Here is a 25,901-nt window from a genome sequence, read left to right as displayed (position 1 = left end):
CCCTCCCTAGAGCGGCAGGTGCTTGCGATAGGCCACGCGCTTGTCCATGATGCGTTGGACAAGGCCGATCGATCGGCCCATGAGCAGGGCGGACACGACCGTGCCCACGTTGATGCCGAACAGCGCGCCGCCGCCGACAAGGCCGATAGCGCAGGTTGCGAGCAGCGTCACGACGTCGAACCATACCTTCACGCGGGCGTAAGGCTGGCCGATGGCCGCGCACAGGTCGCGCGGAAACGTGTCGATGGGCATGACGGGCAGCTGGCAGCGCGTGCAGAAGTACACGGTCACGGCCACGACGGCGAAACCGCCGACGAACCACAGGCACGACAGCGCAAGCGACTCTATCGGGAACAGGTCGTTCATCCACGACCCGTTGAAGTCGATGAGCGCCCCGCCCACGGCGCAGACCAGAAACGACACGAGGTAGCGCCAGTCGAGCGTTCGCCTAACGGCGCACAGGATGGCAACGAGCCCTATCTGGAATACGACGTACCACACGCCGTAGCTCACCTGGGGCGCTATGGCGTTGAGTGCGAACGGCAGCGCGGCGGCCGGCACGAGGCCCACGTCGGCATGCGCCATGGCAGCCACGCCCAGAGGGATGATCAGGAAGTAGACCGCCCACGCCAGCTCGGCCGGAAGCACGAGCGACGGCGAAGCGGCCGCTTCGCCCGCAGGCTTGCCAGCCAGCTCGTCGGCGGCGCGCACGGCTTCCGAGGGCATGCTACTCGCCCAGCTTCTCGGCGGCTTCGAGCCACTCTTCCTCAAGGGCGTCCACTTGGGATTGCAAGTCGTTGATCTGCGCTTGGAAATCGCCGAGGGCAGCGAAGTCGCTCGGGTCGGCGGCGGCCATCTGGGCGCGCACGTCCTCTATCTTGCCGTTGAGCGTCTCCATCTTGCGCTCGTTCGACTGCATGAGCTTGCGCAGCGTGCGGATCTCGCCGCCGGTGAGACGGGGCCCGGAGGCGCCTTCGACTTCGGAGTCACCCTGATCGGCGGCGCGATGGGGGCTTTGGCCTGCGGCGCGGTCGGCCGCCCGAGAGGAAAGGGCACCGGATGCGCGGCCGCTTTGGGCACCCTGGGCGGCACCGGTCGCGCGCTCCGTCAGCCGCAGGTACTCGTCCACGCCGCCGGGGAGGTGGCGCAGCTTGCCGTCCAGCAGGGCGAACTGGTGGTCGGTCACGCGTTCCATGAGGTAGCGGTCGTGCGTGACCAGCAGCAGCGTGCCCGGCCAGCCGTCCAGCAGGTCCTCCACCGAGGCCAGCATGTCGGTGTCCAGGTCGTTGCCCGGCTCGTCGAGGATGAGCACGTTCGGCTCGTCCAGCAGGATGAGCATGAGCGCCAGCCGGCGCTTCTGGCCGCCCGACAGATCGCTCACGGGCTCGTTCAGGTCGGCGCGCGTGAAGCCCAGCTTCTCCAGCAGCTGGCCCGGCGTCATCTCCTTGCCGTCGAGCATGGTGCGGCGGCTGTAGCGACCCACCACCTGCCGCACGCGGTCGTCGCCGAAGCGCGCCAGGTCGTCCAAATGCTGCGACAGCACGGCGAAGCGCACCGTTTTACCTATCTTCACCAGGCCGGCGCTGGGCTTCTGCAAACCTTGGACCACCCGCAGAAGCGTTGTTTTGCCCGCGCCGTTCTCGCCGACGATGCCGTAGCGGTCGCCGGGGCCGATGATCCAGTCCACGTCGTCCAGCACGGTACGGCCGGAGCCGTCCCCGCCGTCGAAGCGCACGGTCACGTGCTCCAGGTCCACCACCTGCTTGCCCAGGCGCGCCATGGCCATGCGCTTGAGCTCCAGCTCGTTGCGCAGAGGCGGAACATCGGCGATGAGCTCCTGGGCCAGGGCCACGTGGAACTTCGGCTTTGTCGCGCGCGCCCGCGCCCCGCGCGAGAGCCAGGCCAGCTCGCGGCGCAGGTCGTTCTGACGCTTCTGCTCGGCCAGCGCCGCCAAACGGTCGCGCTCCACGCGCTGCATGATGTAGGCCGAGAAGCCGCCCTCGAACGGGTCGACCACGCGGTCGTGCACCTCCCACATGCGCGTGCACACCTCGTCGAGGAACCAGCGGTCGTGAGTCACCACCAGCAGTGCACCCTGCCCCGCGCGCCAACGCGTTTTCAGGTGTCCGGCCAGCCACGTGATGGCGCGCACGTCCAGGTGGTTCGTGGGCTCGTCGAGCGCCAGCACATCCCAGTCGCCGATGAGCAGCCGCGCAAGGTCCACCCGGCGGCGCTGCCCGCCGGACAGCGTGCCCACGCGCGCGTCCCACGGAATGTCGGAGGCCAGCCCCGCGATGATGTCGCGAATGCGCGCGTCGCCTGCCCACTGGTACTCCGGCAGGTCGCCCACCACGGCGCGCTCGACGGTGTCGTCGTCGGACAGCGCGTCGGCCTGCCCCAGCACGCCCACGTGCACCGTGCCGTTCTTCAGCACGCGTCCGTCGTCGGGCTCCAGCGTGCCGGCCAGCAAGTTCAGCAGCGTGGACTTCCCGTCGCCGTTGCGGCCCACAATGCCAATGCGGTCGTCCTCCTCCACGCCCAGCGACACGCTGTCGAACACCGTCTTCGTGGGGAATTCCACCCGCACCTTCTCGCAACCCAGCAGAAACGCCATGTATCCATCCTTCGCATTCGCACGTTCGCTCCCATGATAGCGAAACTGCGCGGGTACGGCGTTCCCATTCGCAAAACTGCACGTACGCCGGCGGCGTCAACGAACGGTTACGTTACAATAAAAACGAGCCCGAACATTTATATCAGCGCCTCGTGCAGACGGCACGTGCCGCGAACCCTTCCATCACCGCAATCGCCACCTCCGTGGACAAAGCGGCGGACATCAAGCGCGAGAACCTGCGGCTCGAACTCGAGGCCATCCAGTCGAGGTACGAGGACGGATCGTTACCCCGCGCCTCGTACAAGCGCTTGCGCGAGAACGTGGCCCTCATGCAGATGGATCTGGAAGACAACCTGTAGGAATACCAGGCGGGGAACGCCGTCGTCGGCGATGAGGGCTTTCGGCGCTTTTCGAGCCAAGGCGCCTGGTTCCCGCATTCGACGCGTTGCCGCCCTCAAGAGCGAGGTTCAACCCGTCCGAAAGGACCTTCCTCTTCCAACCGACCTTCCGCGCCTCCTTACATCAGCATCATCACGACCACCACGAAAGCCACCGTGAGCACGAGACCGGCAAGCATGATAGCCCAGACAGCAGGACGGGCCCAGTTCATGGTCCAACCGATGCCGAAGCGCTCGGGCAGAAACAGGCTGGCGTCGTCGGGATTGTAGTAGAACACGCCCAGCTTCCAGTGTTCGTCGTCGTCGGCCAGCAGCCTTTCGGAAGCGGCCATGCGCGAGAACACGCGAGAGCCCCCCTGGCCGTAAACCAGGCTGATAACGATGGAGCCCACCACTATCACCAGCGCCAAGGCCACCACGAACACGCCTGCCTGCCCCAACCCTATCACGCCAATGAACGAAAGCTCCATGACGGGGCCCAGCAGGCTGAGAGCCAGGCCGCCTGCCACCAGCAAGATGCTCTGGGCGCGCGCGAACATGCCGTAGGCCAGCGCCGAGGTGGCAGGTGCGGACGGGTTCGACGGCCTCTTCGAGCGCAGGATGGTCCAGTGCGCAAACGCCATGCAGGCCGCCACGAACGCCACGATGAGCGCAGGAACCAGTATGGTGAACGGGGTTTTCTCCATGTACTCCGTCACCTCGCCCTGAAAGTTCATGTGCTGCGGGATCAAGTCGGGCATCTGCGCGTACCCGACGGCGCCGATGGCCAGCGTCACGGCAATGACGGGCAGGTACAGCAAATTCCACTTGAGCGAGACCGCGCGCGGCACGGGCGCGTCGCCCACCACGGCCACCGACTCACGTGCGCTGGCCTGCCAGCCCTGCTCCTTCTTGTAGGACTGCACCTTCGCCCGGAAATACAGCATGAGGCCATAGCTTCCGACGCACAGCAGCAGCATGCCCACGCACAGCACGGCCAACGCCAAACCGGCATCGCCCGTGAACGCCCCGAAAGCGCCTACCGCGGTGAGCACGGCGGTAAGAGCGGACATGATCAGGGCGTAGCACCGCTTGAGCCGACGCAGGTAGGGGTCGTGCGCCGCCGTGTCGGGCACGGTGACGGCGAACACCTCGCCGCGCCTCATGAGGAACGGCGTTACGATGGTCATGATGCCCGTCAAGGGCACGAGCGCGACGGTGAAGGCGAGCATCGTCGCAGCGAACTCGGTTGCGTTTCCCTCCATTGCCGCGTCACGCGTCCTTTCCGCAAGCAGGGGCGAAGCCGGCCTCGATGGGGAGCCTGCCGGCTCCGGCCGCCCGCGCAGCCTGGGTGGATGGCACGGGGTCGGCATCGGCGCGCTCGAGGGCGGCATAGGCGCGGGCAGCCTGGGCGCTCGCGCATTCCAGGAACTCGCCGCGCGTGCCGCCGCGCGCCCGGTGTGCGAGCGCGAGCTCGAACAGGCTGTCCTCCATCTTCGCCAGCTCGATCTGCGCGCGGTCGGCCCGATCGTCCTCGCAGGGGTCGGCGATGTAGGCGCCGCTGCGGCCGCGCATGAGCACGTAGCCCTCGTCGCGCAGCACGGCGTAAGCCTTGTTCACCGTGTGCAGGTTGATTCCCAAGTCGCTGGCGAGCGACCGCACGGATGGCAGCGCGGCGCCGGGAACCAGCTCGCCGCGCGCGATGGCCGCGATGATCTGGCTGCGAATCTGCAGGTACAGCGGCTCCTCCGCCTTCTGGTCTATGCGGATGATCATACGGCTCCCTCCTTCGCTACATCAGCATCCCGTTCACCGCAAGGTCGATGACCCCGATAAGCACGCCGATGCCGGCCAACAGCAGTCCCAGCTTCTCGCGCGAAACGCCCAGCCACACCGAGCCGAACAGCCCCAGGCCCGCCGAAAGCAGGACGGGGAACCACTTCGGCGACCAACCGTTCACGTCTCCCGTGATGCCGAAGTGCGTCGCCACCTGTTCAGGCAGCAGCACCCACTGGGCTACGGCCAACGCGACTGCCGCGATTCCCAGCGCGATTGCCGCCACGAGCCCGCTGCGTCCTTCGAGCACCGTGCCCCGATTGCGCGTCCCGTTTTCCCTTGCTCCCATGATACCGCCTTTCGCCCTCTCTTCGATGATGCTTCCGCCTCCTGCGCCGATTCACGCGGAAAGCCCGCGTTTCGCCGTGCTGCGGTAGAGCGCGGCCGACACCGCAGCCACCGCGCACGCCGCCAGCAGCGATCCCGCCTGGCCCAGGAACAACGCCGCCGCCATGCCCACCGCCACGAGGCCCATGCCGGCGAAGACAACCACGAACACCGGCATGCCGCGCTTCACCGGCTCGTACACGGTGGTCCAGTCGTAGCGCGGCCGACGGGCATCCATGGCCAGGCCCAAGCTCGTGGCCAGCAGGCACGATGCCGACGGCACCGCGAACAGCGCGGCGACGGACAGCGCGTCGAGCGGCAGCGAAACCGCCACGAGCACGGCCGACACCAGCAAAAACGGCAGGCCGATCGCCAGGTTCACCGCCGCTTTCGACCACAGCACGGTCGACGGCGGCACGGGCGCCGTCAGCATGAGCCAGCGCGAAGAGCCCTCAAGCGACACCGACGCGGCCGTGGTGGACGAGATGCTGCAGAAGAACGCCAGGCCCCACGGGAGCACGAGCCCGATGACAGGGGCCAGCTCGGGCGGCAGCAGGTCGAGCGAAAGCGCGCCCGTGAGCGTCCCCGCCGCCACGGCGATGGCCGCCACCAGCACGAGCACATAGCCGATGCAGGCGTTCATGAAGTAGATGGGCGTGGCCACGAGAAGGCGCACCTCCTTCGCCATGAGGGCCCGCAGCGGGGAGCCCGCCTTCGCCGCCGCAGCACCCTTGCCGTCGAAAGAGAACGTCCCGCGAGGGCGCGACGACATGAGCATCGAGTTTACCGGCACGAACAGGCGTACGACGAGCGCGAGCACCGCGCACGCCGCCACGAGGTTCACGGCGGCGAACGCCAGGAACTGCTCGAGATCGCCCTCCACGATGCCGGCCGTCGCCCATGCCGCCGGAGGAAATGCGGCAGCAAGCTGGGCCACGAGCTCGGTGCCAAGCGCCGTCATGGCCGCCATGTCGTCGGCCTGCGACGAGAACGCCAGTGATCCGAACACCGCGATGAGCGTGGCCGCCAGAGTAAGCACGATCACCACGACGTTCGCATGCTTGAAGTGCGCCGACACCGCTGCGATGAGCACCGCCAGCACGATGGCCGCGGCCAGCGGAAGCAGTGGCGCCAGCACCACCGAAAGCGCCATGCACGCGACGCCCGCCGCGGTCACGCTTGCGTTCGCCGCGTACACGGCGAACGCCGGAACCATCGCAAGCAGACCGAACGCCAAGCTCATGGCGTACAGCGACACGATGCGCGAGAGCACCACCGACGAGGTGGGCACCGGCAGCGACATCACCAGATCGTAGTCCTTGAAGCTGAACAGCACGCCGTTCGTCTTGAGGAACGCCGCCACCGCGCCGGCAACGGCGCCCACGAGCACCGCGACAAGCGGGATGGCCTCGGGCAGCCCCATCTGCACGAGCGTCTGCGCGACGCCCGACGAGTACGCCGCGGCGAATAGCACGATGGCCGCCACGGCCAACGCAGCGAGCGCCAAGGTGCGCCTCGCCTTAGCCGGGTCGGCGTGCAGCGTCTTGTTGATGCCGAAAAGCCCCAACAGCTGGATTTTCAGCAGAAGGATGAACGAGCGCATGCTTACCGCCCCCCTACCGCGCGCCGGCGGCCGAAGCGGCCTCACTGCGGTCGACCATGTCGAGGAACACGTCTTCCAGGCTCTCATCGCCCACGACCTCGGCCGTGCGACCGCACGCCCGCAACTGCCCCTGCTTGATGATGGCCACCTTGTCGCAGAGCTTCTCCACCACTTCCAGCACGTGGCTCGAGAAGAACACGGCCGCGCCTCCGTCGGCCAGCTCGCGGAGCATCTCCTTCACCTGGAAGGACGCCTCGGGATCGAGGCCGACGAACGGTTCGTCCAGCACAAGCAGCGTCGGCTCGTGCACGAGTGCGCCGATGAGCACGAGCTTCTGGCGCATGCCGTGCGAGTACGAGGACACAAGGTCGCCCAATGCGGAGGTGAGGCCCAGGCGATCGGCACACTGCCGAATGCGGGCCTCGCGCACGTCGGCGGGCACCTGGAAGATGTCCGAGATATAGTTCAGGTACTGGATGCCCGTGAGGAACTCGTAGATGTCGGGGTTGTCGGGCACATAGGCCGTGACGCGCTTGCAAGCGAGCGCGTCGGTGCGCACCGATTGCCCGGCAATGCGGATGTCGCCCTCGTCGAAGCCCGTGACGCCCACGATGGCGCGGATGAGCGTGGTTTTGCCTGCGCCGTTGTGACCGACGAAGCCGAAGATGTCCCCCGGCATGACGTCGAGGGTCACGTCGTCCACCGCGCGCTTCGCACCGAACTTCTTCACCACATGGTTGACTGACAATACCGGAGATGCCATGCCGATTTTCCTTCCCTTGCCTGCTTGTTATATTTATGCTATAACAGATGGAACAAAGATGCAAGGGACGTATTTGCGATCGATTGCACGGAAGCAGGCGCTCGCACGCCGGGTGCTTCACGCGAAATCCGTTTGCCCGAACTGATATTTCGCGTGAAGCACCCGGCGATGAAGAGAGAAGAGGAGCACGACCATGAGGCGCATAGCGATTTTTCTGGCGGTCACCTTCGCCTTGACGTGGGCGTACGAGTTCGGGGTGGTGTACCCGGCGTCGTCGGGGGCGCTCACCGGCATCCCGCCAGTCGCGGCGCAGTTCGTCACCGGGGCGGCCATGTTCTTCCCCGCCATCGGTGTGCTCGTAACGCGCCTCGTCACACGGGAGGGGTTCAAGAACAGCGTCGTCAAACCGCGCGGGTTCAAGAAGTCGCTACCATGGTTCGCCGTCGCCTGGTTCGGGCCGGCCATTTTGTCCGTCATCGGCGCAGCCGTGTACTTCCTCGTGTTCCCGCAGGATTTCGACCCCTCCATGGGCGCCTTCGTCGCCTCGACGCAGCAACAGGCAGCGGCGACCGGCGCCGAGCTGCCTGCCGACACCGTCACCATGATGCTGCTCGCTCAGCTGCCATTCGCCATCTTCCTGGCGCCCGTGCTCAACATCTTCACGACGTTCGGCGAGGAATGGGGATGGCGCGGCTACCTCGTGCCGAAGGTGTCCACGCATCTGCGCATCGTCCCCACGCTGCTGGTCACGGGCGTCATCTGGGGGCTCTGGCACGCACCGCTCACCATCATCGGGCATAACTACGGCACCGGCTATCCCACCTGGCCCATCGGCGGCATAGCGGCCATGTGCCTGTTCTGCATCGTCGTCGGCATCTTCCTCACGTACGTCACCGTGCGCACGGGCAGCTGCCTGGCGGCGGCCATCGGCCACGGAGCAATCAACGGCTTCGTGAGCGCGGCGCTGTTGTTCTCGGTGACGGGCGGCAACCCCTTCGTCGGCCCCCTGCCCGTCGGCATCATCGGCGGCAGCGCCTTCGTCGTCGTGGCGGCCTTCATGCTGCGCGACCTGCATCGTCGCGAAAAGGAGGGCACGCTCGACATGCCGAAGGCGGGACTGCCCGATGACGTGACGAAGGCCGACCTGGCTCGCGCTCCTAAGGCGTAGCCCAACGGCTAGCACACGAACGGATGTTTTACGTGAAACATCCGACCCTGGCATAACGAAAAACGGGGCCCGATCTGCCGCCAGATCGGGCCCCGCCCTGTCCATGCCTGCTGCACCGCCAAACCTGCCGATCTGCCGGGCCGCGTTCCGTCTACAGGCGCTCCACCACGAGGTCGCCCATGGCGACGGTGCCGACCATCTTGTCGGCCGGTGTGTCGGGTCCCTTGATGTCGCCGGTGCGCCAGCCCTCGTCGAGCACGGCGGTCACCGCGCGGCGGATGTCGTCGGCGGCCTCGCCCATGTCGAAGCTGTAGCGCAGCATCATCTCGACGGACAAAATCTGCGCGAGCGGGTTCGCGATGCCCTTCCCCGCGATGTCGGGCGCGCTGCCGTGGCTGGGCTCGTAGAGCGCGGTGCCGTCGCCGAGGCTGGCGCTGGCCAGCATGCCGAGCGAGCCGGTGATCTGCGCGGCTTCGTCGGAGAGGATGTCGCCGAACATGTTCTCGGTCACCACCACGTCGAAGTCGGCCGGGCGGTTGATGAGCTGCATGGCCGTGTTGTCCACGAGCAGGTCCTCCAACTCCACGTCGGGGTACTCCTCCGCGCCGATGCGGTGCACGATCTCGCGCCACATGCGGCTCGTCTCCAGCACGTTCGCCTTGTCGACGCTCGTCACCTTGTTGCGGCGTTTGCGCGCGGCCTCGAAGGCTTGGCGCGCGATGCGCTCCACCTCGTACTCGCGGTACTCGAGCGTGTCGTAGGCGCGCTGGCCGGCGGTGCCGTCCGTTCCGCAGCACTCCTCGTCGTAGAAGCGCTCGCGGCGGCCGAAGTACAACCCGCCGGTCAGCTCGCGCACGATCATCATGTCCACGCCGTCCACGATCTCGGGCTTGAGCGTGGATGCATCGGCCAGCGCGGCGAAGATCTGCACGGGGCGCAGGTTCGTGTACAGGCCCAGCGCCTTGCGGATGCCCAGCAGACCCTGCTCAGGACGCGGCTTCGCCGGATCCGTGGTGTCCCACTTCGGGCCGCCGACAGCCGCCAGCAGCACGGCGTCGGAGGCTTCGGCCGCGCGCAGCGTCTCGTCCGGCAGCGCGGTGCCTGTCGCATCGATGGCGCACCCGCCCAGCAGCGCCTCGGTGTAGGCGAACGCCGTATCGTACTTCGCGCCCACCGCGTCGAGCACCTTGACGCCCTCGGCGATGATCTCGGGGCCGATGCCGTCGCCGGGAAGCAGGCAAATTTGGTAGTTCTTGGTCATGACATCTTCTTTCGGATATAGGTTTTCAGCAAAAGCACCTCGGTGACCCCTTAGGGCATGGCAAAGGGGCCGCGATTGCACAAAAATCACCAGTTTGTTGCAGCTTCGAGAGCATCTCGCACAATCAGCTTGTAGCGACCTGCGAAAATGCTCTCATCTTTGGCGAGTGGCTGAGAAGAAACACCGTCAGATGCAAAAATGTGCAACAATCTGGTGATTTCTGCTCAAATATCCGCCATTCTCCTTACGCAAAGCAAAGCGAACGGGCATTGCATGCGAATCTACTTCCCCAGCTTCGCCTTCGTGCGGTTGATCAGGCCGCCGGCTTCGATGATCTCGCGGATGAACGGGGGGAACGGCTGGGCCTCGAAGGTCTGGCCCGTCGTCTCGTTCACGATGACGCCCGCGTCGGCGTCCACGTTCACCACGTCGCCCTGGCTGATGGCGTCCACCGCTTCGGGGCACTCCATGATGGCGAGGCCCGTGTTGATGGAGTTGCGGTAGAAGATGCGCGCGAAGCTCTTGGCGATGACCACGTCGACGCCGGCCGCCTTGATGGCGATGGGCGCGTGCTCGCGCGACGAGCCGCAGCCGAAGTTCTCGTCGGCCACGATGATGTCGCCGGGTTGCACGCGCTCGATGAACGACGTGTCGAGGTCCTCGAGGCAGTGCTTCGCGAGCTCGGCCGGATCGGACGTGGTCAGATAGCGAGCAGGGATGATGACGTCGGTGTCGATGTCGCGCCCATAGCGGTGCGCGGTTCCTTTGAATTGCATGGTCGCAGTCCCTCCTAGTCCAAATCTTCCGGCAGGCCGATGTGGCCGAGCACCGCGCTCGCCGCAGCGATGGCCGGCGAGGACAGGTAGACCTCGCTCGTGGGATCGCCCATGCGGCCGACGAAGTTGCGGTTCGTCGTGGCGATGGCACGCTCGCCGGCGGCGAGGATGCCCATGTAGCCGCCCAAGCAGGGGCCGCACGTGGGCGTGGACACGGCGCAGTTCGCGTCGAGGAACACGTCCATGAGGCCTTCCTCCATGCACTGGCGGTACACGGCCTGCGTGGCGGGGATCACGATGCAGCGCACGTCGGGATGGACGGTGCGCCCGCGCAGCACATCGGCGGCCTGGCGCATGTCGACGATGCGGCCGTTCGTGCAGCTGCCGATGACGGCCTGGTCGATACGTACGTCGCGCGCCTCGGCGGCCGGGCGCGTGTTCGACGGCAGGTGCGGGAACGACACGGTGGGCACGATGGAGGCGGCGTCGATCTCGTACACCTTCGCGTACTGGGCGTCCGGGTCGGAGTGGTACTCGGTGTAGGGGCGCTCGGTGCGGCCGTCCAGGTAGGCGCGCGTCACGTCGTCGACCTCGATGAGGCCGGCCTTGCCGCCCGCCTCGATGGCCATGTTCGAGATGCTCATGCGCTCGTCCATGCCCATGTTCCGAATGGCGCTGCCGGTGAACTCCATGGCCTGGTAGAGCGCGCCGTCCACGCCGATCATGCCGATGATGTGCAGGATGACGTCCTTGCCGGTGACGCCGGGGGCGAGCTCGCCCTCGATCTTGAACAGCAGCGACTCGGGAACCTTGAACCACGCCTTGCCGGTGGCGTAGCCCACGCCGGCGTCGGTGGAGCCCACGCCCGTGGCGAACGCGCCCAGCGCGCCGTAGGTGCAGGTGTGGCTGTCGGCGCCGATGATGAGGTCGCCCGCGCCGACGACGCCCTGCTCGGGAAGCAGCGCATGCTCGACGCCCATGCAGCCCACCTCGTAGTAGTGGGTGATGCCCTGCTCGCGCGCGAAGTCGCGCACGATCTTGGCCTGCTCGGCGCTCTTGATGTCCTTGTTGGGGACGTAATGGTCGGGCACGAGCGCGATCTTCGTGGGATCGAACACCTTCTCAACGCCAATCTTGCGGAATTCTTTGACGGCGATGGGGGCGGTAACGTCGTTGGACAGCACGAGGTCGAGATCGCATTCGATCAGCTGACCCGGCTCCACTTCGTCGAGCCCCGCATGGGCGGCGAGGATCTTCTCCGCCATGGTCATGGGACGTGGCATGGGTTGCTCCTTGGTTTGCGGTGGGCCGTGCGAGCCCGCGCGGGGCGGGCAGGTGGAAAACGCCCACCATTGTAGCACTCGCTTTAGCGTGCAAAAGAGAAGAGCCCCGAAGGGCCCTTCGTTGTGAAGCGATTTTTCATGTTTCGCCGGAACGGCGCCCTTTCAGGCCGGCTTACCAGGAGCCGTGGTAGCCGTAATCGTAGCCGTAGGAACCGGCCGAGCCCATGGCCCCCGCAACCAGCGCCGTGATCATGCCGCCGATCGCCAGGCTGATGAGGATGCCCAGCACGATCCACACCACGAAGCCGATGATGGTCCACTTCAGGGCCTCGCTCTTTACCTGCGGCAGCTTGTCCACGTTCACGAGCCACGAGATGACGATGCCCGGGATGCCCATGAGGGCGCCCACCACGAACCAGCCGAACTTCATGCCACCAGTAAGCTGCATGAGCGGCGCCGGCATGTACATCGGCTGCGGCTGTGGCTGATACCCGGGCTGCGGAGCCTGGTAGGGCTGCTGCGGCGGCATCTGCTGGCCCATCGGCGGCTGCTGCGGCTGCGCGGGAGGAACGGGTTGGGACGGGGCTTCCGGGGCGTCGCACGAAGGAGGCGTGGGGATGCCCTGCTCGGTGTTGTTCGTATCGTCGGCCATAATGAACCTGCTTTCATCGAAGTTGCTTGCCAGCAAGTATAAAAGGCCCCTAGCGCACCCCCGCTTCGACCGGCAAATCCGTCATCGAACTGACACGTTGACTACTCCATCTGGTGTAGGAGCGCGCGGAAGCGCTGCCGAGCCGGTCGAGGAGTTCCGGCGGCCGGCAGGCCGACGGAACCTACGAGAGCGCGGAGCAGAGGGCGTCGAGCAGGGTGATGGCGAAGTGCTGGGCGGAACGGCCCTCGCCGGCGTCCTCCCACATGGTGCCGGGCAGCTCCACGGCGATGCGCGACGGGGCGGCGGCGTCGGCCACGCCGATGGCCGTCTCCAAGCGCAGGGGCAGCGTGGCCTCGTCGTCGAAGCTCACGCGCGGCACGGCCTCGGCCGTGGCCTCCTCGGCCAGCACGATGTGCACGAGCAGCATCTCCTGGTCGGGCTTCACCAGCAGCGAGTCAGCGCTCACGATCTTGGACGCGGGGCTGGTGGCCAGCGCGAGGTTCGACATGCGCGACGCCACGCTGCGCGTGAACTCGTGCGTGCCGAACAGGCACAGAGCGTTGCCCTCCAGCACGTCGGCCGCGCGCGCGAAGCCCAGGTGCACGGCCTCGTGCACGGCTTCCTTGCCCTCCCAGGAATGGTGGAGGTTGCGTATGGCCGCGTACGTGTACGCGCCGGCGATGCCGTCGGACGGCAAGCCCAGGTTCAGCTGGAACTTGCGCAGCGCGAGCTCCGTGTACGCGCCGAAGATGCCGTCGTTCGCCCCGCAAGCGAACCCGAGCGCGCCGAGCGCCTGCTGCAGCTCCTCCACGTCGTGGCCGTGGAAGTGGGGCATGCGCAGGTACAGCGTTCGGTCGCCCAGGAAGTACGAGGCGTCCACGAGCGTCGACCACACCTTGCCGGTCACGTCCTCGCCCGCGGGCAGGCCCGCCTGGATGCAGAACGCCCGCACGGCGGCGGCGGTCTGCTCGCCGAACGAGCCGTCGACGGCGGCCTGGTCGAGCAGGCCGATGGTGGCCAGGCGCTGCTGCACGTCCTCGACGGCAGCACCGGTGTCATGTCGCTTGATGGTTTCCATGGAGGCCATGGTACCGCAGGCCGCCCGCCCCCCGGCATCCACTCCAGGGGTTTCACCAAAGGAACAGAGCGGCTAGCAGGTTGAAGCGGCAACGTCCTGGTTGGCGCAGTAAGTCAGCAAGGCCTGCCGTAGTGCCCGAGATCGTGGGGATGGCGGAGGTGGCGAACAAGCCCCCGGCTTGTTCGCCACCTGCCTGTGCGCCCGAGCCGGCGCATCCTACACGGCAAAGCCGGGTAGGATTACGCGAGTCTCCGGCATCGCCGCGAGATCGGGCACCACGGCCGGCCGCAGCGTCGGCGATCGCGCTGGCCGTCAGGCCAGTGCGATTCGATAGATCTCGCGAGCATCATCCATGGTGAGCTTCTTGAAGCTGCCGAAGGGCTCGCCCTTGTTCTCCTTGAGCGTGGGGATCATGCGCTCGATGTCGTCCTCGCCCACGCCCAGCTCGTCGAGCGTCACCGGCATGCCGAGCGAGGCGAAGAAACCGCGCGTCTCGTCGATGGCCGACAGCGCGTCGGCCTCCAAGTCTCCCGTGGGCGCCAGGCCGAACACCTCGCGGCCGTAATAGGCGAAGCGCGCCGGGTTCGCGTCGTAGACGAACTCCATCCACGCCGGGAACATCACGGCCAGGCCCGCGCCGTGCGTGATGCCCGGGTTCAGGGCGGACAGCTCGTGCTCCAGTCCGTGCGTGGCCCAGTCCTCGTGGCGGCCGACGCCCGCGAGGCCCTGATGGCACAGCATGCCCGCCCACATGACGTTCGCGCGCGCATCGTAGTTATCGGGCTCCACCATGACGCGCGGCGCCTCGGCGCGCACCGTCTTCATGAGCGAGAGGCACAGGTTGTCCGTCACGGGCACGGCGCCCACATCGTCGAAGAACCGCTCCAGCAGGTGGCAGAACATGTCGGTGAGGCCGGCCGCCGTCTGGTACTCCGGCAAGGTGAACGTGAGCTCGGGGTTCATGAACGCGAGTTTCGGGCGCTGCGCGTTGTTCGGGTAGCCCGACTTCAGGCCCAGCTCGTCGTTGCTCATCACCGTGTTCTTCGACGCCTCGCTGCCGGCGGCCGGGATGGTGAGCACCACCGCGATGGGCAGCACGTCGTCCGTCTGCTGCTTCGTCTCGAAGAAGTCCCACACGTCGCCGTCGTAGTGCGCGCCCACGGCGATGGCCTTCGCCGAGTCGATAACCGAGCCGCCGCCCACGGCCAGCACCCAGTCGATGCCGTGCTCCTTGCACAGCGCAATGCCCTCGCGCGACAGGCCGATCTCCGGGTTCGGCCGCACGCCGCCCAGCTCCACATGTTCGATGCCGGCCGCGTCGAGCGACGCCTTCACGCGGTCGATGAGGCCGCTGGCAACCGCGCTCTGCCCGCCGAAGTGCACGAGCGCCTTGCGCGCGCCGCGCCCGGCCAGCTTCGGGCCCACCTGCTCTTCCGCCCCGCGGCCGAACACGAAATGCGTGGGCGATACGAACTCGAAATCCTCCATGGCAGCAGTCCTTTCCGCAAGCCTTCGTCGTTGGCCAACCAGTATACCGCTCCCCCGCCCCGGCATGCGCCGCGTTCGCCGGAAGCAGGGCCGGACGACGGCAGGCAAGCGGAAACGGTGAAAACACGATGGGAGCGTGCTGAAACGTCGCAAGATCCCCGCAAGGTTCGCACGGCCGGAATGCGATGAACGCGCAAGGTCGGCGCGGTTCCGCAACGGTCGAATTACGGTCGGGCGGCAAGGTTGCGGAGCTAAGATGGCCACACGGATTCGTCCAGGCGGGGAGGACCGACACCCCTCACACCCATTTCCGATTTTGGAAGGGGGGTGACCCTCTATGGATGATATGCTGCTTGCCCTTACCGGAGTGATCTTGCAGGTTCTCGGGCTGCACGTTGCGCTGTTGAACGTGCTGCTCGGGGCGGCCGGGCTTGTCGTCAAGCTCGTGTCGAAAGATTTGCCCCGGTCGTCCAACAAGGACGATCCGGGGCACAGCACATAGCATCCGAACCGCCAAGACGATCCGAGAGCCGTGGGGAGTTAGCAGCTCCCTGCGGCTCGCCTGCATTATAGCAAACGAAAACGCTGCGCGGAAGGAGCCGATGCCGCTTATAGCGGTTCTCCACAAGAGCGCCAACGAGGTGTTGCCGGGAGCCGCCGGAACACCGCCGGGGCTTTCGCCGAAATGCGCCGGGGTCGGCTGCACCTCCCCGCCGGAGTGCAGTCAAGCGGCAGGCCCGCCTACCCCAGCGCCACGTCCAGCACCATCATGACCAAAAACCCCGCCATGACGCCCAGCGTGCCCACGTTCGAATGCTCGCCCAGGTGCGCCTCGGGGATCAGCTCCTCCACCACCACGTACATCATGGCGCCGGCCGAGAACGCCAGCATCCACGGCATGTACGGCGATATGAGGCCTGCGAACAGCACCACCAGGATGCCGAACACAGGCTCGGCCAGGCCCGACAACGCCCCCAGCCCGAACGCTTTCGGTGCGCTCATACCCTCCTGCAGCATGGGCAGCGCCACGGCGGCGCCCTCGGGGATATTCTGGATGCCGATGCCGATGGCCAGCGCCACCGCCATGCCGAACATGGCCGGGTCGCCGCCGTTCTGCGCTGCCATGGCGAACAGCAGGCCCACGCTCATGCCCTCGGGAATGTTGTGCAGCGTCACGGCCGTGAACAGCAGCGTGGGCCGATCCCACTTGCTCGGCAGGCCCTCGGGCTTGCTCTCGCCCGGATGCAGGTGAGGCAGCAGCTGGTGCAGCACCATGAGGAACGCCACGCCGATGACGAACCCGCCCGCCGCGGGAATCCAACCCACCTGGCCCGCCTCCTCGGCCCGCTCGATGGCGGGGATGAGCAGCGACCACACCGATGCCGCGATCATGACGCCGGCCGCGAACCCCAGAAACGCCCGCTGGATAGCCATGCTGTTGCGCTTGCGGAACAGGAACACCGAGGCCGCGCCCAGCGTGGTCATCAGGAACGTGAACCCGGTGCCCGACGCAGCCCAGAGAAGCGCGGTTTGCATGAGCGCCCTCCTATCGTATCGCTCGCCCGCCGCAGGAGCGCAGCGGCAGGCGCCTTCATCTTCGAGGCATCAAGTGTAAGCCTTTTCGTCGGCTTAAGCGTCCGCATTTTCCCAGCGTTACCGAGCTGCCCCGCACGTTGTGCGCCTCTTGGGGGGGGCGGGGCTTGCTCCTTGAGGCCTCCGCGGGCATCGCGAATGAATTGGCCGTGGCGAGTTCGAGCGCCGCAGGTGAGCGGCCCGACGCAAACGCAGGCGCCGCGAGCGGCTGGCCGCCGGTGAGCACAATGAGGCCGGGGGAACCCCGGCCTCATCGAAAGGAATGCCGACAGCGTGCTTGGCGTATCCTCAACGTAGCTCACCCACAAGCCCTGCCGCTCTGCGGCGCCGCAATCATCACGAGACTGTACTTGGCGAAGATAGTCTTTTCCGCTTACCATTGCGTTTGGTTCTACTGTCGGACAAGCCGGATTATAGGCTCTTTTCCCTGCAAACTGAACCCTTTCGGCTTCTTTTGTGCACGTGAGCAATGAAACCGTTACGATCGTCAACCGCCCGTTTAGTCCCCCCGCGACCCGCCTTTCGCCCCGCCCGGCCGAGGGCGCTTCGCCCCGCCGCCCTTCGGCGCCCAATCGCGCAGGCCGGGAACGGCGCCGCCGGCGATCTCCCACAGGTAGAGGCTCGCCACGGAGCCGTACGGCGAGTAGCGGCGGCGGTACTTCGCGAACAGCTCGGGCGTGATACGGCGATGGTGGTGCAGCATGCGCAGGCCGCGCAGAATGGCCAGGTCGCCGTAGCTCATGATGTCGGGCCGTTGCATCGAGAACGTCATGAGCATCTCGGCCGTCCACACGCCGATGCCCGGCAGCGCCGACAGCCGGCGGCACACCTCTTCGTCCGGCAGGTCGGCCAGCCCCTTCAGATCCAGCTCGCCGGCTACCACGCGCTCGGCCGCGCCCTTGATGTAGCCCACCTTCCGAAACGACAGGCCGAACTGCTGCAATTCGTCGTCAGGGCAGGCGGCCATGGCCTCGGGCGTGATGTCGCCGAACGCACCGGTCAGGCGCCTCCAGATGGTGACCTGCGCCTTCGTGGATATCTGCTGGCCCACGATGCAGTTGACCAGCGCCGCGAACAAGTCGGGCGTCACCTCGCGGCGCACCGGCCCGATAGCGTCGATGGCCTCGGCCAGCCGCTCGTCGCGCGCTTTCAGGTAAGCGATCGCCTGCTCGTCGTACTCGAAATAACGCTGCTCTCCCATGGGGGCTCCTCTCCGCCGGGAACGGCGCACCGGCGCCGAGGACGCGCGGGCCCCGCACGGCCCCGCCTTCGGCACCAGTATAACCGGCCCTGGCGCGCAAGGCGCCCGCGAAGGCGGACGCAGGACGTTGACAGGACCCGACCGATGCGCAGGGGCAACGGTCGCCGGACAAAACGCCGCACCGGCCATAGCCAGACGGCGCCGAAAGGGGTACCATCGGACACGCAGTGCAGCGGGTCCGCAAGGCCGCTGCGCCGACAGCAGCAAAAGCAGAGAGGTGTATGAGGGGGAAACCATGAAGGACCATCCGGTTCGCAACTCGATCTACAACGTGTACTTCAGCCCGACGAAGGCGACTCAGAAAATCGCCTACGAGGTGGCCGACGCCATCGCGGCCGACCGCGACCTCACGAGCATCGCCATCAACCTGACGAAGCCGAAGAGCCGTCCCGTGCGCGCCGGCGGCCAGGAGAACGACGTGTTCCTGTTCGCCTTCCCCGTGTACAGCGGGCGCGTCCCCGCCGTGCTCATGGACTGCATCGACCAGTTCGAGGGCGACGGAGCGAAGGCCGTGGTCGTGGGCGTGTACGGCAACCGCCACTACGATGACGCGCTGCTGGAGGCCGCCGACCTGCTGGGCGAGCGCGGCTTCAAGGTCATCGCCGCCGGCGCGTTCATCGGCGAACACTCCATGGCGCCGCGCGTGGGCGCCGGCCGCCCCGACGCGGACGACCTGGCCGTAGCCGCGCAGTTCGGTCACGACGTGGCCGCCCTCATCGAGCAGGGCGCAACCGAAACGCCCGCCATCAAGGGCAACCGCCCCTACCGCGACGGCATGCCCGACACGGGCGCGCGCCCCGCTACCACGGACGCCTGCACGAAGTGCGGCATCTGCGTGAAGCTGTGCCCCATGGGCATCATCGACGCCGACGACCCTGCCAAAGTCGCGGATGGCTGCCTGCAGTGCAACGCCTGCGTCAAGGGGTGCCCGCAGGGCGCGAAGCGCTTCGAGGGCGAGCAGGCGGCGGCCATCGTGGCCATGCTCGAGGGCAACTGCATGGAGCGCAAGGAGCCGGAGCTGTTCCTGTAGGGAAGCTAGGTGGACAGGAGGGACGGGGCAAGACAACCTTACCCTGTCCCTCCTGTCCCTGCCCGCTAGTCCAGGATGGCCTCTCCCAGCACGGAGTCGAAGCGCACGGACGTGCCGTCGGCGTAGGCCACGTTCCAGATGCGGTAGTCGAGCGAGCGGGGCACGTCCTCGTCGGAGAGCGCGCAGCCCTCGCCTGACGTGTCCACCTCGGTATCGTCGCCGCCTTGCCTGCTGGAGACCGCGTCGCCACCGTGCGCGGGCTCGTCGGTGACGACCGAGGCCGGCGGCGCGCTCTCCTCGGCATCCACCGCCGCATCCTCGGCCGATGCGTCGGCCGGGTCGTCGCCACGGCGCAGCGCCGCCTCGGCCTCGGCCAGGGCGTCGTCCAGCTCGGCGCGCGTAGGCTCCTCGGTCTCGCGCGCAGAACCCTCCCACGCGTTCTCGCCATCGGGGTCGGCAGCGGTCCAGCCGCTTTGCGCCTCGTCGTCGATGCCGGCGGCCTCCGTCACGGCCGCGATGATGTCCGAGGCCGAGGACGAGCCACGCTCCTCCTTGCCGATTGCGCGCACGGCCGCCGTCGTGCCCGCACCGTCGGCAGCGGCGCCCGCCCCTGCGTCGCCCTGCTGCGCGCCGGCCTGCCGCTGGGCCGCGATGCTCGCGCAGGCGGGAATGCGGATCACCTCGATGGGATCCGCGCCCAGGGCACCCGCGCGCAGCAGGGTGCGTGCCCGCCCCACGTAGCCGGCAGCCGCCTCCGGTATGGACGATTCCACCATGCGCACGGCGATGGCCGGGCCCGTGCCGAAGCGCACCTCGGCCCACGAGAAGGGCAGCACGGGGTCGCCGTTGTTGCGGCGGGCGTCGTTCTCGCGCGCCACCAGAGCCGACGTCTCGGCGAACTCCTCGTCGAGCCACGTGGTGAGCGCGCCTTCCCACAGCGGGTCCTCCGCATCCTCGTCCACCGCGTTCATCCCAACGTCGAACTCGATGACGTTCGCGCGCTGCGAGCCCTTCTCGGCCCGAACGACCTCCGTAGGTGCGACGGCTGTGAAGCGACGCTCGATCTCGGAGTCGGCATCGCCCTGGAAGCTCTCCTCGTCGAGCACGATGTTCAGTTTCAGTTCGGGGTGGATCGATGCGGGCATGGCGGTTCCTTTCGTCGACCGCGGACGGGCGCGCCCGCGGGATGGTTCGGTATCCGCTGCATTGTCGCCCCGGCCGTAGGCCGCCGAACGGGTGGATCGCGAGCGTGACGCAACCGTTGCGCTCCCATCACCCGCAGGCAAACCGTCGAACGGGGTGCGCGGCAGACGGCCGCTATAAGCGTCAACGTATTCAGCAGGTTACATATCGGCTATACTGGAACGGTTGGCACACTACGGCGTCGGCGATCCTTGGGGAGCGTCGGCGAGGGACGGGGGATTCCCATGCACGACGGCGAGGAGAACATCACCATCGGAGCGCTCATGGAGGGCGTGTACGCCCTCTTCCGCTCGCGCGACGACTACGAGTCCGTGTCGGAGACGGAGCACGATCTGGTCGCCCGCATCCAGTACGCCTCGGCGGTGGTGCAGGCCGAGAAGGTCACGCCGCCCGGCGGGTGGGATCCATACGGTCGCTAGGTCGTGCAAAAAAGGGCCGCCGATCGGGAGGGAGAGGATCGGCGGCCCGGAAAAGGAGCGGCGAGCGGGCACGACGCCCGCTCGCCTGCCCCATGGCTAGAGGTCGAGGCTCGGGATCTCCTCGTCGGCGTTGCCGCCCGCGGCGTTGATGCCCGCGATGCGGCCGAACGTCACGCAGCGTCCGTGGCCGATGCCCGGCACGTAGGTGGGATAGTCTCCCGCGCCGAAGAACTCGCCGGCGGCAGAGCCGCACACGTACAGGCCCTCGATGGGCTGGTCCTCGGCGTCGAGCACCTGGGCGTCCAGGTTCGTGCGCAGGCCGCCGCACATGGTGAGCATGCTGGCAACCAGCTTGCCGGCGTAGAACGGCGGGTCGACGACCTTGCCCATGACCTCGGGGCGCTTGCCGAAGTCCAGGTCACGGCCCAGATCGCACAGCTCGTTGTAGCGGTCGACCGTGGCCACGAGGTTCTCGGGCGGCACGCCCATCTTCTCCGCCAGCTCCTCGAGCGTGTTCGCCTCGACCGTCTGGCCGCTCTCCAGCTCGCCTTCCAGCACCTTCTTCTGCGCCTCCAGGTTGTACTCGCCGCCCACGGGCTGGGTGAGCTGGCCCCACTGCAAACCGCCGCCCAAGCCGGCGTCCATCTGGGCCTTCACCTGCTCCAGGCCGTGGGAATCGTAGATGGTCCAGGCGTCCTTCTTCGTCTGCAGGGCCTTCGTCACGCTCTTGGACTGGGTGTTCACGTCCTCGTTCTTGAAGCGCTTGCCCTCCCAGTTCACATGGAGGAAGCCGTAGCTGGCCGCGCCGAAGTCCAGGTGCATGACCGCCGCGTGCGGCTCGGACTTCTGCATGGCGCCGCCGGCCCAGATGGCCTGCTTGTGCATGTCGCCGGTGTCGCAGTCGGGCGGGTTGTAGAAGCGGCCGTCCATGGCGTAGGCCGTCATGGGCGAGTAGTACTGGAACATCTCGTTGTCGGCCGCGTAGTCGCCGGAGGCGATGATGACCGACTTGGCGTTGATCTGCGTGTACTCGTCCTTGCCGGTGGAAACGACAGCGCCCGTCACGGGGCCGTCGCCGTCGCGCACGAGCTGCTCGCTCTTCGTCTCCCAACGGATCTCGCCGCCCATGTCGGCGATGGTCTCGTACAGCGCCGGCACCAGCACCGCGTTGCCGTACACGTCGCCCACGCCCGAGCCCTGGTAGAACGTGAAGTTCACGGTCTCCTCGTACTTGTCGGCCTGGTAGAAGATGTGCGTGACCGGGTACTCGGTGTAGTCGGGGCCCTTGTAGTAGCCGTCCCACAACAGCGCCTCGAGGCCCTTCTTCGTGGCCAGGTCGTACAGCCAGTCGAAGCACGCGCCGCTCTTGTGCGCGAACTCCCACAGCAGCGGCTCCTTCACGCGGCCCTGCGCCCAGTTGATCCAGCGGCGAACGACGTTGTTGTAGTCGGGCTCCTCCACGAGGCCCTCGCCGGCCAGCTTCTGCTGGACCTTGGTGTGGAAGCCGGCGATGTGCACGCCGCGCGCCACCACGGTCTCGGGGTTCTTGTCGATGGTGATGACCTTCGCGCCCTTCTCGAGCGCCGAGATGGAGGCGCAGCAGCCCGCGAGGCCCGCGCCTATGACGAGCACGTCGCACTCCTCCGTGCCCTTGATCTTGTCCTTGGCGATGGGCTCGGGCGCTATCTCCCAGCTGTGCTTGCCGGCCACGTCGGGGCCGGCCGAGGCGCCGCTCTCCGCCACCGGGATGCCGCCCTCGCCGCCCGCGGCGGCGTCGGCCTTGGCGTCGGACTTCGACTGGGGCGCGCAGCCGGCCATGCCGGCCATGGCCGCACCGGCGAGCGCCGTGCCGCCCAGGCCCAAGAACGCGCGACGCGACAGGCCCCTCTTCCCCATGCCCTTCTCTTCCTCCATGAGAATCCCTCCTTGATTCGACTCGCGAACCCGGCGCGCCCCTTTTGCGCACCGGAGCGCAGCGTTGCCGCTGCCCGCAGGCTCACCTTAAAGCCGACACTGCCCGTCATCAACCCGCAGGCAGGGGGAAATGCCTCCCCACGTGCATTTCCCCCTGCCGGGGGGATGCCCGCACGCGTCCGGTCAGGCTACCCTGCGCGCGGCGGGCGCTGCGCGCTCGCGAGGCCCGGAACAACGCCACGGGCCAGAGGCATACAAGCCGGACGGTCAGCCTGCGAGCAGGGCGCGGCACGCGACCTAGGCGCTATAATGAGCACGGGGAGATCAGCCGCGCCGCGCTCCGGCGCTTCGCGGCCCGCTACGGGAGGGAGCGGCGATGCCGTCGTTCAAGGACGAGCTGTGGCGCACGCCCGATCTGCTGGGGTTCGCGGCGCATTGGATCTGGATATGGTGCGTGTTCTGGAGCTCGCTGTTCTACGGCGAGGGAACGCTGCTCGACGTCTTCAGCGGCCTTGCCGGCCCGCTCGCGCTCGAGCCGCTGTGGGTGGTCTCGCTGCTGGCGAACGTCGTGACCATCGCGTTTCTGCTCATGCTGTCGTACTTCCGCAACCCGCTGGCCGATGTGCGCTGGCTGCCCCACGCGGGTGGCGCGCTCACCGCCATCGGCACGCTCGCCCTCTCGCACCCGGTGCTCGTAGCAACCGGCGGGGCCGCCGCGCCGGTCTATCTGGCAGGCGCGCTGGTCACGGGAGTGGGCAGCGCCATCGTGGTGATGCTGTGGGCCGAGCTGTTCGCCTCGCTCGGATCGAAGCGCACCGTGAACTACTCCGTGGTCGCCCTGCTCATCGCCGCCGTCGCGTACTTCGCCATCCGGCTGCTGCCCGTCGACGCAGCGCAGCTGGCCGTAGCCCTACTGCCGGCGGCGAGCATGGGCTGCTTCCTGCACTACAAGCGCAGCGTGCCCCGCCTGCCGCGGCGCGAGCGCAACGTGCGGGTGAAGGCGCGCCCACCGCTGCGGCTCGTGACCGTGGCGCTGTTTTTCGGCGTGTCGTTCGGCGCGATGAAAGGCCTCATGGCGCCGGTGGAGAGCGATTGGCTGGCCGTGCGCGACCTGCTGAACATCGCGGCCATCGTCGGCGGGTCCGTGGCCATCTTCGCAACCATGAGCTGGGCGAAGATGGACTTCGACCACCTGACGTACCAGGTGGCCCTGCCGCTCATGGCGGCGGGTTTCCTGTTCCTGCCGCTGCACGAACCGTGGAACGTCATCGGCACGGCGGTGCACCAGGCGGGCTACCAGTACTTCTACATCGTGCTGTGGGCGCTCTGGCCCGTGCTGGCCTCGCGCGGCGTGCCGGCGGGCTGGATAGCGGGTTGGGGCCTTCTTTCCATCCAGCTCGGCCAGTTCGCCGGGTCGATCGCCGCGGCGCTGGCCGTGAGCGTGGTGAACACCGACCTGGGGATGGCCATGCTCTCGGCGGGAATCATCTTCGCCATCCTCATCATCGCGCTGTTCGCGCTGGGCAGCGGGCAGGCCAGCACGGGCTGGGGCTACGTGAAGCCCATGGAGGAGGCCGATGCCGCCACCGACTTCGAGAAGGCCGGCACGCGCATCGCCCGGCGCTGCCGCCTGTCGCCGCGCGAGATAGAGGTGCTCTTCCTGCTGGCGAAGGGCCGTAACCGCGCCTACATCAGCGAGGAGCTGGTCATCGGCGACGAGACGGTGAAGAGCCACGTGAAAAGCATTTACCGCAAGGTGGACGTGCACTCCCAGCAGAGCCTCATCGACCTGATAGAGGCCGAAGCGCGCAACGCCTGAGCGACGCCGCGCCGGAACCTGCCGGACACAGCCACCTCGACCTGCACGCTCATGGGCGCGCGATGCGCATCATCCGCCCCGTAACCGTCCGCCCATCGGGTTATGGTATCGTGGGTGCCTGCAAGCTGGACACGGCCGGCGCGGCGCGCGCCGGCATGGGCACGAGAGGTACCGATGATGCACAACCACCGCGACGAGCGAAGCAACGCCGAGACGGATGCCGAGCTCGAAGCCGAGATAGAGGCGCTGACGTCCCAGGAAGCCGAGGCGGCGGCAACGCTCAAGAAGAAGATTCCCCTGCCGCTCAAAGTGTTCGCCATCCTGTGCATCGTGGCGGGCGTCGCCATCCTGCCCATGATCGGGTTCGTCATCGTGGCCATGGTGATCGCGTTCCGCGAGGGCGCGCTCGCAGACGACTCGACGGCGTCCACGGTGCTGTTCTTCGCGCTGCTAGCCATCCTGGCCCTGCTCACCGTGGCGTTCATCGTGTTCGGCATCCGCCTGCTGCGCGACAAGCGACGCTTTGCGGCGCAGACCGCCGAGCTGCTCACCGGCCTCATGGTGGCCGGCATCCTGTGCGACATCATGCTGTTCGGCCTGGACGGCACCGTGCTGTTCTTCGTGGCCTTCATCGTGTTCCTCGTGGTGCTGACCAGCTACCTGGACCCGTCGCTCGCCGACGAGCGCGAGCTCCAGCGCAAGCTACGCGACATGGAGACGCGCGAGGACGCCGAGGACGGCACGCTCGGACGCGACGAGACGGGCAAGGGGTTCATCGCGCTCAACTTCTTCAACCTGTTCTGGATTTTCACGGTGTGCTGCGTGCTGGGGCTGATCATCGAGACGGTGTACCACTTCGCCGTGGTCGATCCCGGCCACTACCAGGACCGCGCCGGCTTGCTATTCGGGCCGTTCTCGCCCATCTACGGATTCGGCGCCGTGCTCATGACCGTGGCGCTGAACCGCTTCCACGACAAGAACGTCATCCTCATCTTCCTGGTGAGCGCCGTCATCGGCGGGGCGTTCGAGTATCTGACCAGCTGGTTCATGCAGTTCGCGTTCGGCATCGTGGCCTGGGACTACTCGGGCACGTTCCTGTCCATCGACGGGCGCACCAACGGCATGTTCATGGCCATGTGGGGCGTGCTGGGCGTGGTGTGGATCAAGCTGTGCCTGCCCTGGATGCTGAAGCTGGTGAACCTCATACCCTGGAACTGGCGCTACGCCCTCACCACGGTGTGCGCGGCACTCATGATCGTGGACGGCGCCATGACCTTGCTGTCGCTGGACTGCTGGTACCAGCGCATGGCCGGCAAGCCCTCCGAGACCGCCATGGCCCAGTTCTTCGACCGCAACTTCGACAACGAGTACATGCAGGAGCGCTTCCAGAGCATGTCGATAGACCCCTCCAACGCCACGCGCGCGAACTAGGCCGG

24 protein-coding genes are annotated in these 25,901 nt (G+C 67.2%); 7 read left to right on the top strand and 17 right to left on the bottom strand.

The window, feature by feature from the left end; translation table 11 throughout:
* Positions 1-6: 6 nt before the first annotated feature.
* Both K9U15_RS03250 and K9U15_RS03245 read right to left on the bottom strand, forming a co-directional pair.
* A complete protein-coding gene (locus K9U15_RS03250) occupies positions 7-726 on the bottom strand; it encodes a DUF6198 family protein (RefSeq protein WP_096227321.1) in 720 nt (239 codons plus the stop codon).
* Position 727: 1 nt separating this feature from the next.
* A complete protein-coding gene (locus tag K9U15_RS03245; protein ID WP_123672636.1) occupies positions 728-2,614 on the bottom strand; it encodes an ATP-binding cassette domain-containing protein in 1,887 nt (628 codons plus the stop codon).
* A 152-nt stretch (positions 2,615-2,766) separates the two neighbouring features.
* Here K9U15_RS03245 and K9U15_RS03240 point away from each other — a divergent pair, with 152 nt between their 5' ends.
* Positions 2,767-2,973, top strand: coding sequence for a hypothetical protein (locus K9U15_RS03240; RefSeq protein WP_194073869.1), 207 nt, complete (start codon positions 2,767-2,769; stop codon positions 2,971-2,973).
* A 158-nt stretch (positions 2,974-3,131) separates the two neighbouring features.
* Here the strand turns inward: K9U15_RS03240 and K9U15_RS03235 are convergent, their stop codons facing one another.
* From K9U15_RS03235 to K9U15_RS03215, 5 genes are read right to left on the bottom strand one after another with little or no spacing between them, the layout of a single operon-like run.
* A complete protein-coding gene (locus tag K9U15_RS03235) occupies positions 3,132-4,256 on the bottom strand; it encodes a DUF1648 domain-containing protein (protein WP_096227324.1) in 1,125 nt (374 codons plus the stop codon).
* 7 nt (positions 4,257-4,263) lie between these two features.
* A complete protein-coding gene (locus K9U15_RS03230) occupies positions 4,264-4,767 on the bottom strand; it encodes a GntR family transcriptional regulator (RefSeq protein WP_096227325.1) in 504 nt (167 codons plus the stop codon).
* A 16-nt stretch (positions 4,768-4,783) separates the two neighbouring features.
* Entirely contained in the window at positions 4,784-5,116 is a 333-nt protein-coding gene (locus K9U15_RS03225; protein ID WP_096227326.1) for a DUF1648 domain-containing protein, read from the bottom strand.
* Between the two features lie 51 nt (positions 5,117-5,167).
* Positions 5,168-6,757 (bottom strand): hypothetical protein, encoded by a 1,590-nt coding sequence (locus tag K9U15_RS03220; RefSeq protein ID WP_096227327.1) that lies wholly within the window; start codon positions 6,755-6,757, stop codon positions 5,168-5,170.
* A 13-nt stretch (positions 6,758-6,770) separates the two neighbouring features.
* The gene (locus tag K9U15_RS03215) at positions 6,771-7,520 is read right to left on the bottom strand and encodes an ABC transporter ATP-binding protein (RefSeq protein ID WP_096227328.1); all 750 of its coding nucleotides are present in this window, start codon (positions 7,518-7,520) and stop codon (positions 6,771-6,773) included.
* A gap of 193 nt (positions 7,521-7,713) precedes the next feature.
* On the opposite strand from K9U15_RS03215, the gene K9U15_RS03210 reads away from it, so the two are divergent.
* Positions 7,714-8,688, top strand: a complete 975-nt coding sequence (locus tag K9U15_RS03210) for a CPBP family intramembrane glutamic endopeptidase (RefSeq protein ID WP_096227329.1) — start codon at positions 7,714-7,716, stop codon at positions 8,686-8,688.
* A 151-nt stretch (positions 8,689-8,839) separates the two neighbouring features.
* Here the strand turns inward: K9U15_RS03210 and leuB are convergent, their stop codons facing one another.
* The 6 genes from leuB to K9U15_RS03180 form a co-directional block, all read right to left on the bottom strand.
* Positions 8,840-9,949, bottom strand: a complete 1,110-nt coding sequence (gene leuB, locus K9U15_RS03205) for a 3-isopropylmalate dehydrogenase (protein ID WP_096227330.1) — start codon at positions 9,947-9,949, stop codon at positions 8,840-8,842.
* A 281-nt stretch (positions 9,950-10,230) separates the two neighbouring features.
* Positions 10,231-10,725 carry a 3-isopropylmalate dehydratase small subunit gene (locus tag K9U15_RS03200; RefSeq protein ID WP_096227331.1) on the bottom strand — a complete coding sequence of 165 codons (495 nt, stop codon included), beginning with the start codon at positions 10,723-10,725 and terminating at the stop codon, positions 10,231-10,233.
* 14 nt (positions 10,726-10,739) lie between these two features.
* A complete protein-coding gene (leuC, locus tag K9U15_RS03195; RefSeq protein WP_123672640.1) occupies positions 10,740-12,008 on the bottom strand; it encodes a 3-isopropylmalate dehydratase large subunit in 1,269 nt (422 codons plus the stop codon).
* 172 nt (positions 12,009-12,180) lie between these two features.
* Positions 12,181-12,660, bottom strand: coding sequence for a spore coat protein SP96 (locus K9U15_RS03190; RefSeq protein WP_123672643.1), 480 nt, complete (start codon positions 12,658-12,660; stop codon positions 12,181-12,183).
* A 181-nt stretch (positions 12,661-12,841) separates the two neighbouring features.
* The gene (locus tag K9U15_RS03185) at positions 12,842-13,747 is read right to left on the bottom strand and encodes a peptidoglycan-binding protein (protein ID WP_087190145.1); all 906 of its coding nucleotides are present in this window, start codon (positions 13,745-13,747) and stop codon (positions 12,842-12,844) included.
* A gap of 303 nt (positions 13,748-14,050) precedes the next feature.
* Positions 14,051-15,226, bottom strand: coding sequence for an iron-containing alcohol dehydrogenase (locus K9U15_RS03180; protein ID WP_123672645.1), 1,176 nt, complete (start codon positions 15,224-15,226; stop codon positions 14,051-14,053).
* A gap of 337 nt (positions 15,227-15,563) precedes the next feature.
* Between K9U15_RS03180 and K9U15_RS03175 the strand changes: the two genes are divergently transcribed.
* Positions 15,564-15,728: a hypothetical protein gene (locus K9U15_RS03175; RefSeq protein WP_170162979.1), complete on the top strand. Its 165-nt coding sequence runs from the start codon at positions 15,564-15,566 to the stop codon at positions 15,726-15,728.
* A 239-nt stretch (positions 15,729-15,967) separates the two neighbouring features.
* Here K9U15_RS03175 and K9U15_RS03170 read toward each other — a convergent pair whose 3' ends face one another.
* Positions 15,968-16,762 (bottom strand): ZIP family metal transporter, encoded by a 795-nt coding sequence (locus K9U15_RS03170; RefSeq protein WP_087190147.1) that lies wholly within the window; start codon positions 16,760-16,762, stop codon positions 15,968-15,970.
* Between the two features lie 556 nt (positions 16,763-17,318).
* On the bottom strand, positions 17,319-18,020 hold the full coding sequence (locus K9U15_RS03165) for a DNA-3-methyladenine glycosylase (protein ID WP_123672647.1): 702 nt from the start codon (positions 18,018-18,020) through the stop codon (positions 17,319-17,321).
* A 295-nt stretch (positions 18,021-18,315) separates the two neighbouring features.
* Here K9U15_RS03165 and K9U15_RS03160 point away from each other — a divergent pair, with 295 nt between their 5' ends.
* Positions 18,316-19,110: a 4Fe-4S dicluster domain-containing protein gene (locus K9U15_RS03160; protein ID WP_123672649.1), complete on the top strand. Its 795-nt coding sequence runs from the start codon at positions 18,316-18,318 to the stop codon at positions 19,108-19,110.
* Positions 19,111-19,175: 65 nt separating this feature from the next.
* On the opposite strand, the gene K9U15_RS03155 is transcribed toward K9U15_RS03160, so the two are convergent.
* Positions 19,176-20,255 carry a hypothetical protein gene (locus tag K9U15_RS03155; RefSeq protein ID WP_123672651.1) on the bottom strand — a complete coding sequence of 360 codons (1,080 nt, stop codon included), beginning with the start codon at positions 20,253-20,255 and terminating at the stop codon, positions 19,176-19,178.
* A 282-nt stretch (positions 20,256-20,537) separates the two neighbouring features.
* On the opposite strand from K9U15_RS03155, the gene K9U15_RS03150 reads away from it, so the two are divergent.
* A complete protein-coding gene (locus tag K9U15_RS03150) occupies positions 20,538-20,732 on the top strand; it encodes a hypothetical protein (RefSeq protein WP_087190151.1) in 195 nt (64 codons plus the stop codon).
* A 96-nt stretch (positions 20,733-20,828) separates the two neighbouring features.
* Here K9U15_RS03150 and K9U15_RS03145 read toward each other — a convergent pair whose 3' ends face one another.
* Positions 20,829-22,646 (bottom strand): FAD-dependent oxidoreductase, encoded by a 1,818-nt coding sequence (locus K9U15_RS03145; RefSeq protein ID WP_123672653.1) that lies wholly within the window; start codon positions 22,644-22,646, stop codon positions 20,829-20,831.
* A gap of 376 nt (positions 22,647-23,022) precedes the next feature.
* Here K9U15_RS03145 and K9U15_RS03140 point away from each other — a divergent pair, with 376 nt between their 5' ends.
* On the top strand, positions 23,023-24,465 hold the full coding sequence (locus tag K9U15_RS03140) for a helix-turn-helix transcriptional regulator (protein ID WP_123672655.1): 1,443 nt from the start codon (positions 23,023-23,025) through the stop codon (positions 24,463-24,465).
* Between the two features lie 174 nt (positions 24,466-24,639).
* A complete protein-coding gene (locus K9U15_RS03135) occupies positions 24,640-25,896 on the top strand; it encodes a putative ABC transporter permease (RefSeq protein ID WP_096227341.1) in 1,257 nt (418 codons plus the stop codon).
* Positions 25,897-25,901 lie beyond the last annotated feature (5 nt).

The sequence above is a fragment of the Gordonibacter sp. RACS_AR68 genome, from assembly GCF_030418485.1.
Lineage (GTDB): Bacteria > Actinomycetota > Coriobacteriia > Coriobacteriales > Eggerthellaceae > Gordonibacter > Gordonibacter urolithinfaciens.
The sequence above is the reverse complement of the archived record's forward strand: the minus strand, read 5'-3'. Positions and strand labels throughout refer to the sequence as shown.

Bases quoted from the DNA above. Each gene is read 5' to 3' on its own strand.
- K9U15_RS03185 (WP_087190145.1), bottom strand. From the start codon at position 13,747: ATGGCCTCCATGGAAACCATCAAGCGACATGACACCGGTGCTGCCGTC.
- K9U15_RS03145 (WP_123672653.1), bottom strand. From the start codon at position 22,646: ATGGAGGAAGAGAAGGGCATGGGGAAGAGGGGCCTGTCGCGTCGCGCG.
- K9U15_RS03160 (WP_123672649.1), top strand. From the start codon at position 18,316: ATGAAGGACCATCCGGTTCGCAACTCGATCTACAACGTGTACTTCAGC.
- K9U15_RS03140 (WP_123672655.1), top strand. From the start codon at position 23,023: ATGCCGTCGTTCAAGGACGAGCTGTGGCGCACGCCCGATCTGCTGGGG.
- K9U15_RS03230 (WP_096227325.1), bottom strand. From the start codon at position 4,767: ATGATCATCCGCATAGACCAGAAGGCGGAGGAGCCGCTGTACCTGCAG.
- K9U15_RS03235 (WP_096227324.1), bottom strand. From the start codon at position 4,256: ATGGAGGGAAACGCAACCGAGTTCGCTGCGACGATGCTCGCCTTCACC.
- K9U15_RS03155 (WP_123672651.1), bottom strand. From the start codon at position 20,255: ATGCCCGCATCGATCCACCCCGAACTGAAACTGAACATCGTGCTCGAC.
- K9U15_RS03220 (WP_096227327.1), bottom strand. From the start codon at position 6,757: ATGCGCTCGTTCATCCTTCTGCTGAAAATCCAGCTGTTGGGGCTTTTC.
- leuB (WP_096227330.1), bottom strand. From the start codon at position 9,949: ATGACCAAGAACTACCAAATTTGCCTGCTTCCCGGCGACGGCATCGGC.
- K9U15_RS03245 (WP_123672636.1), bottom strand. From the start codon at position 2,614: ATGGCGTTTCTGCTGGGTTGCGAGAAGGTGCGGGTGGAATTCCCCACG.
- K9U15_RS03215 (WP_096227328.1), bottom strand. From the start codon at position 7,520: ATGGCATCTCCGGTATTGTCAGTCAACCATGTGGTGAAGAAGTTCGGT.
- K9U15_RS03180 (WP_123672645.1), bottom strand. From the start codon at position 15,226: ATGGAGGATTTCGAGTTCGTATCGCCCACGCATTTCGTGTTCGGCCGC.
- K9U15_RS03165 (WP_123672647.1), bottom strand. From the start codon at position 18,020: ATGGGAGAGCAGCGTTATTTCGAGTACGACGAGCAGGCGATCGCTTAC.
- K9U15_RS03210 (WP_096227329.1), top strand. From the start codon at position 7,714: ATGAGGCGCATAGCGATTTTTCTGGCGGTCACCTTCGCCTTGACGTGG.
- K9U15_RS03135 (WP_096227341.1), top strand. From the start codon at position 24,640: ATGATGCACAACCACCGCGACGAGCGAAGCAACGCCGAGACGGATGCC.
- K9U15_RS03175 (WP_170162979.1), top strand. From the start codon at position 15,564: ATGGATGATATGCTGCTTGCCCTTACCGGAGTGATCTTGCAGGTTCTC.
- leuC (WP_123672640.1), bottom strand. From the start codon at position 12,008: ATGCCACGTCCCATGACCATGGCGGAGAAGATCCTCGCCGCCCATGCG.
- K9U15_RS03150 (WP_087190151.1), top strand. From the start codon at position 20,538: ATGCACGACGGCGAGGAGAACATCACCATCGGAGCGCTCATGGAGGGC.
- K9U15_RS03225 (WP_096227326.1), bottom strand. From the start codon at position 5,116: ATGGGAGCAAGGGAAAACGGGACGCGCAATCGGGGCACGGTGCTCGAA.
- K9U15_RS03190 (WP_123672643.1), bottom strand. From the start codon at position 12,660: ATGGCCGACGATACGAACAACACCGAGCAGGGCATCCCCACGCCTCCT.
- K9U15_RS03170 (WP_087190147.1), bottom strand. From the start codon at position 16,762: ATGCAAACCGCGCTTCTCTGGGCTGCGTCGGGCACCGGGTTCACGTTC.
- K9U15_RS03250 (WP_096227321.1), bottom strand. From the start codon at position 726: ATGCCCTCGGAAGCCGTGCGCGCCGCCGACGAGCTGGCTGGCAAGCCT.
- K9U15_RS03200 (WP_096227331.1), bottom strand. From the start codon at position 10,725: ATGCAATTCAAAGGAACCGCGCACCGCTATGGGCGCGACATCGACACC.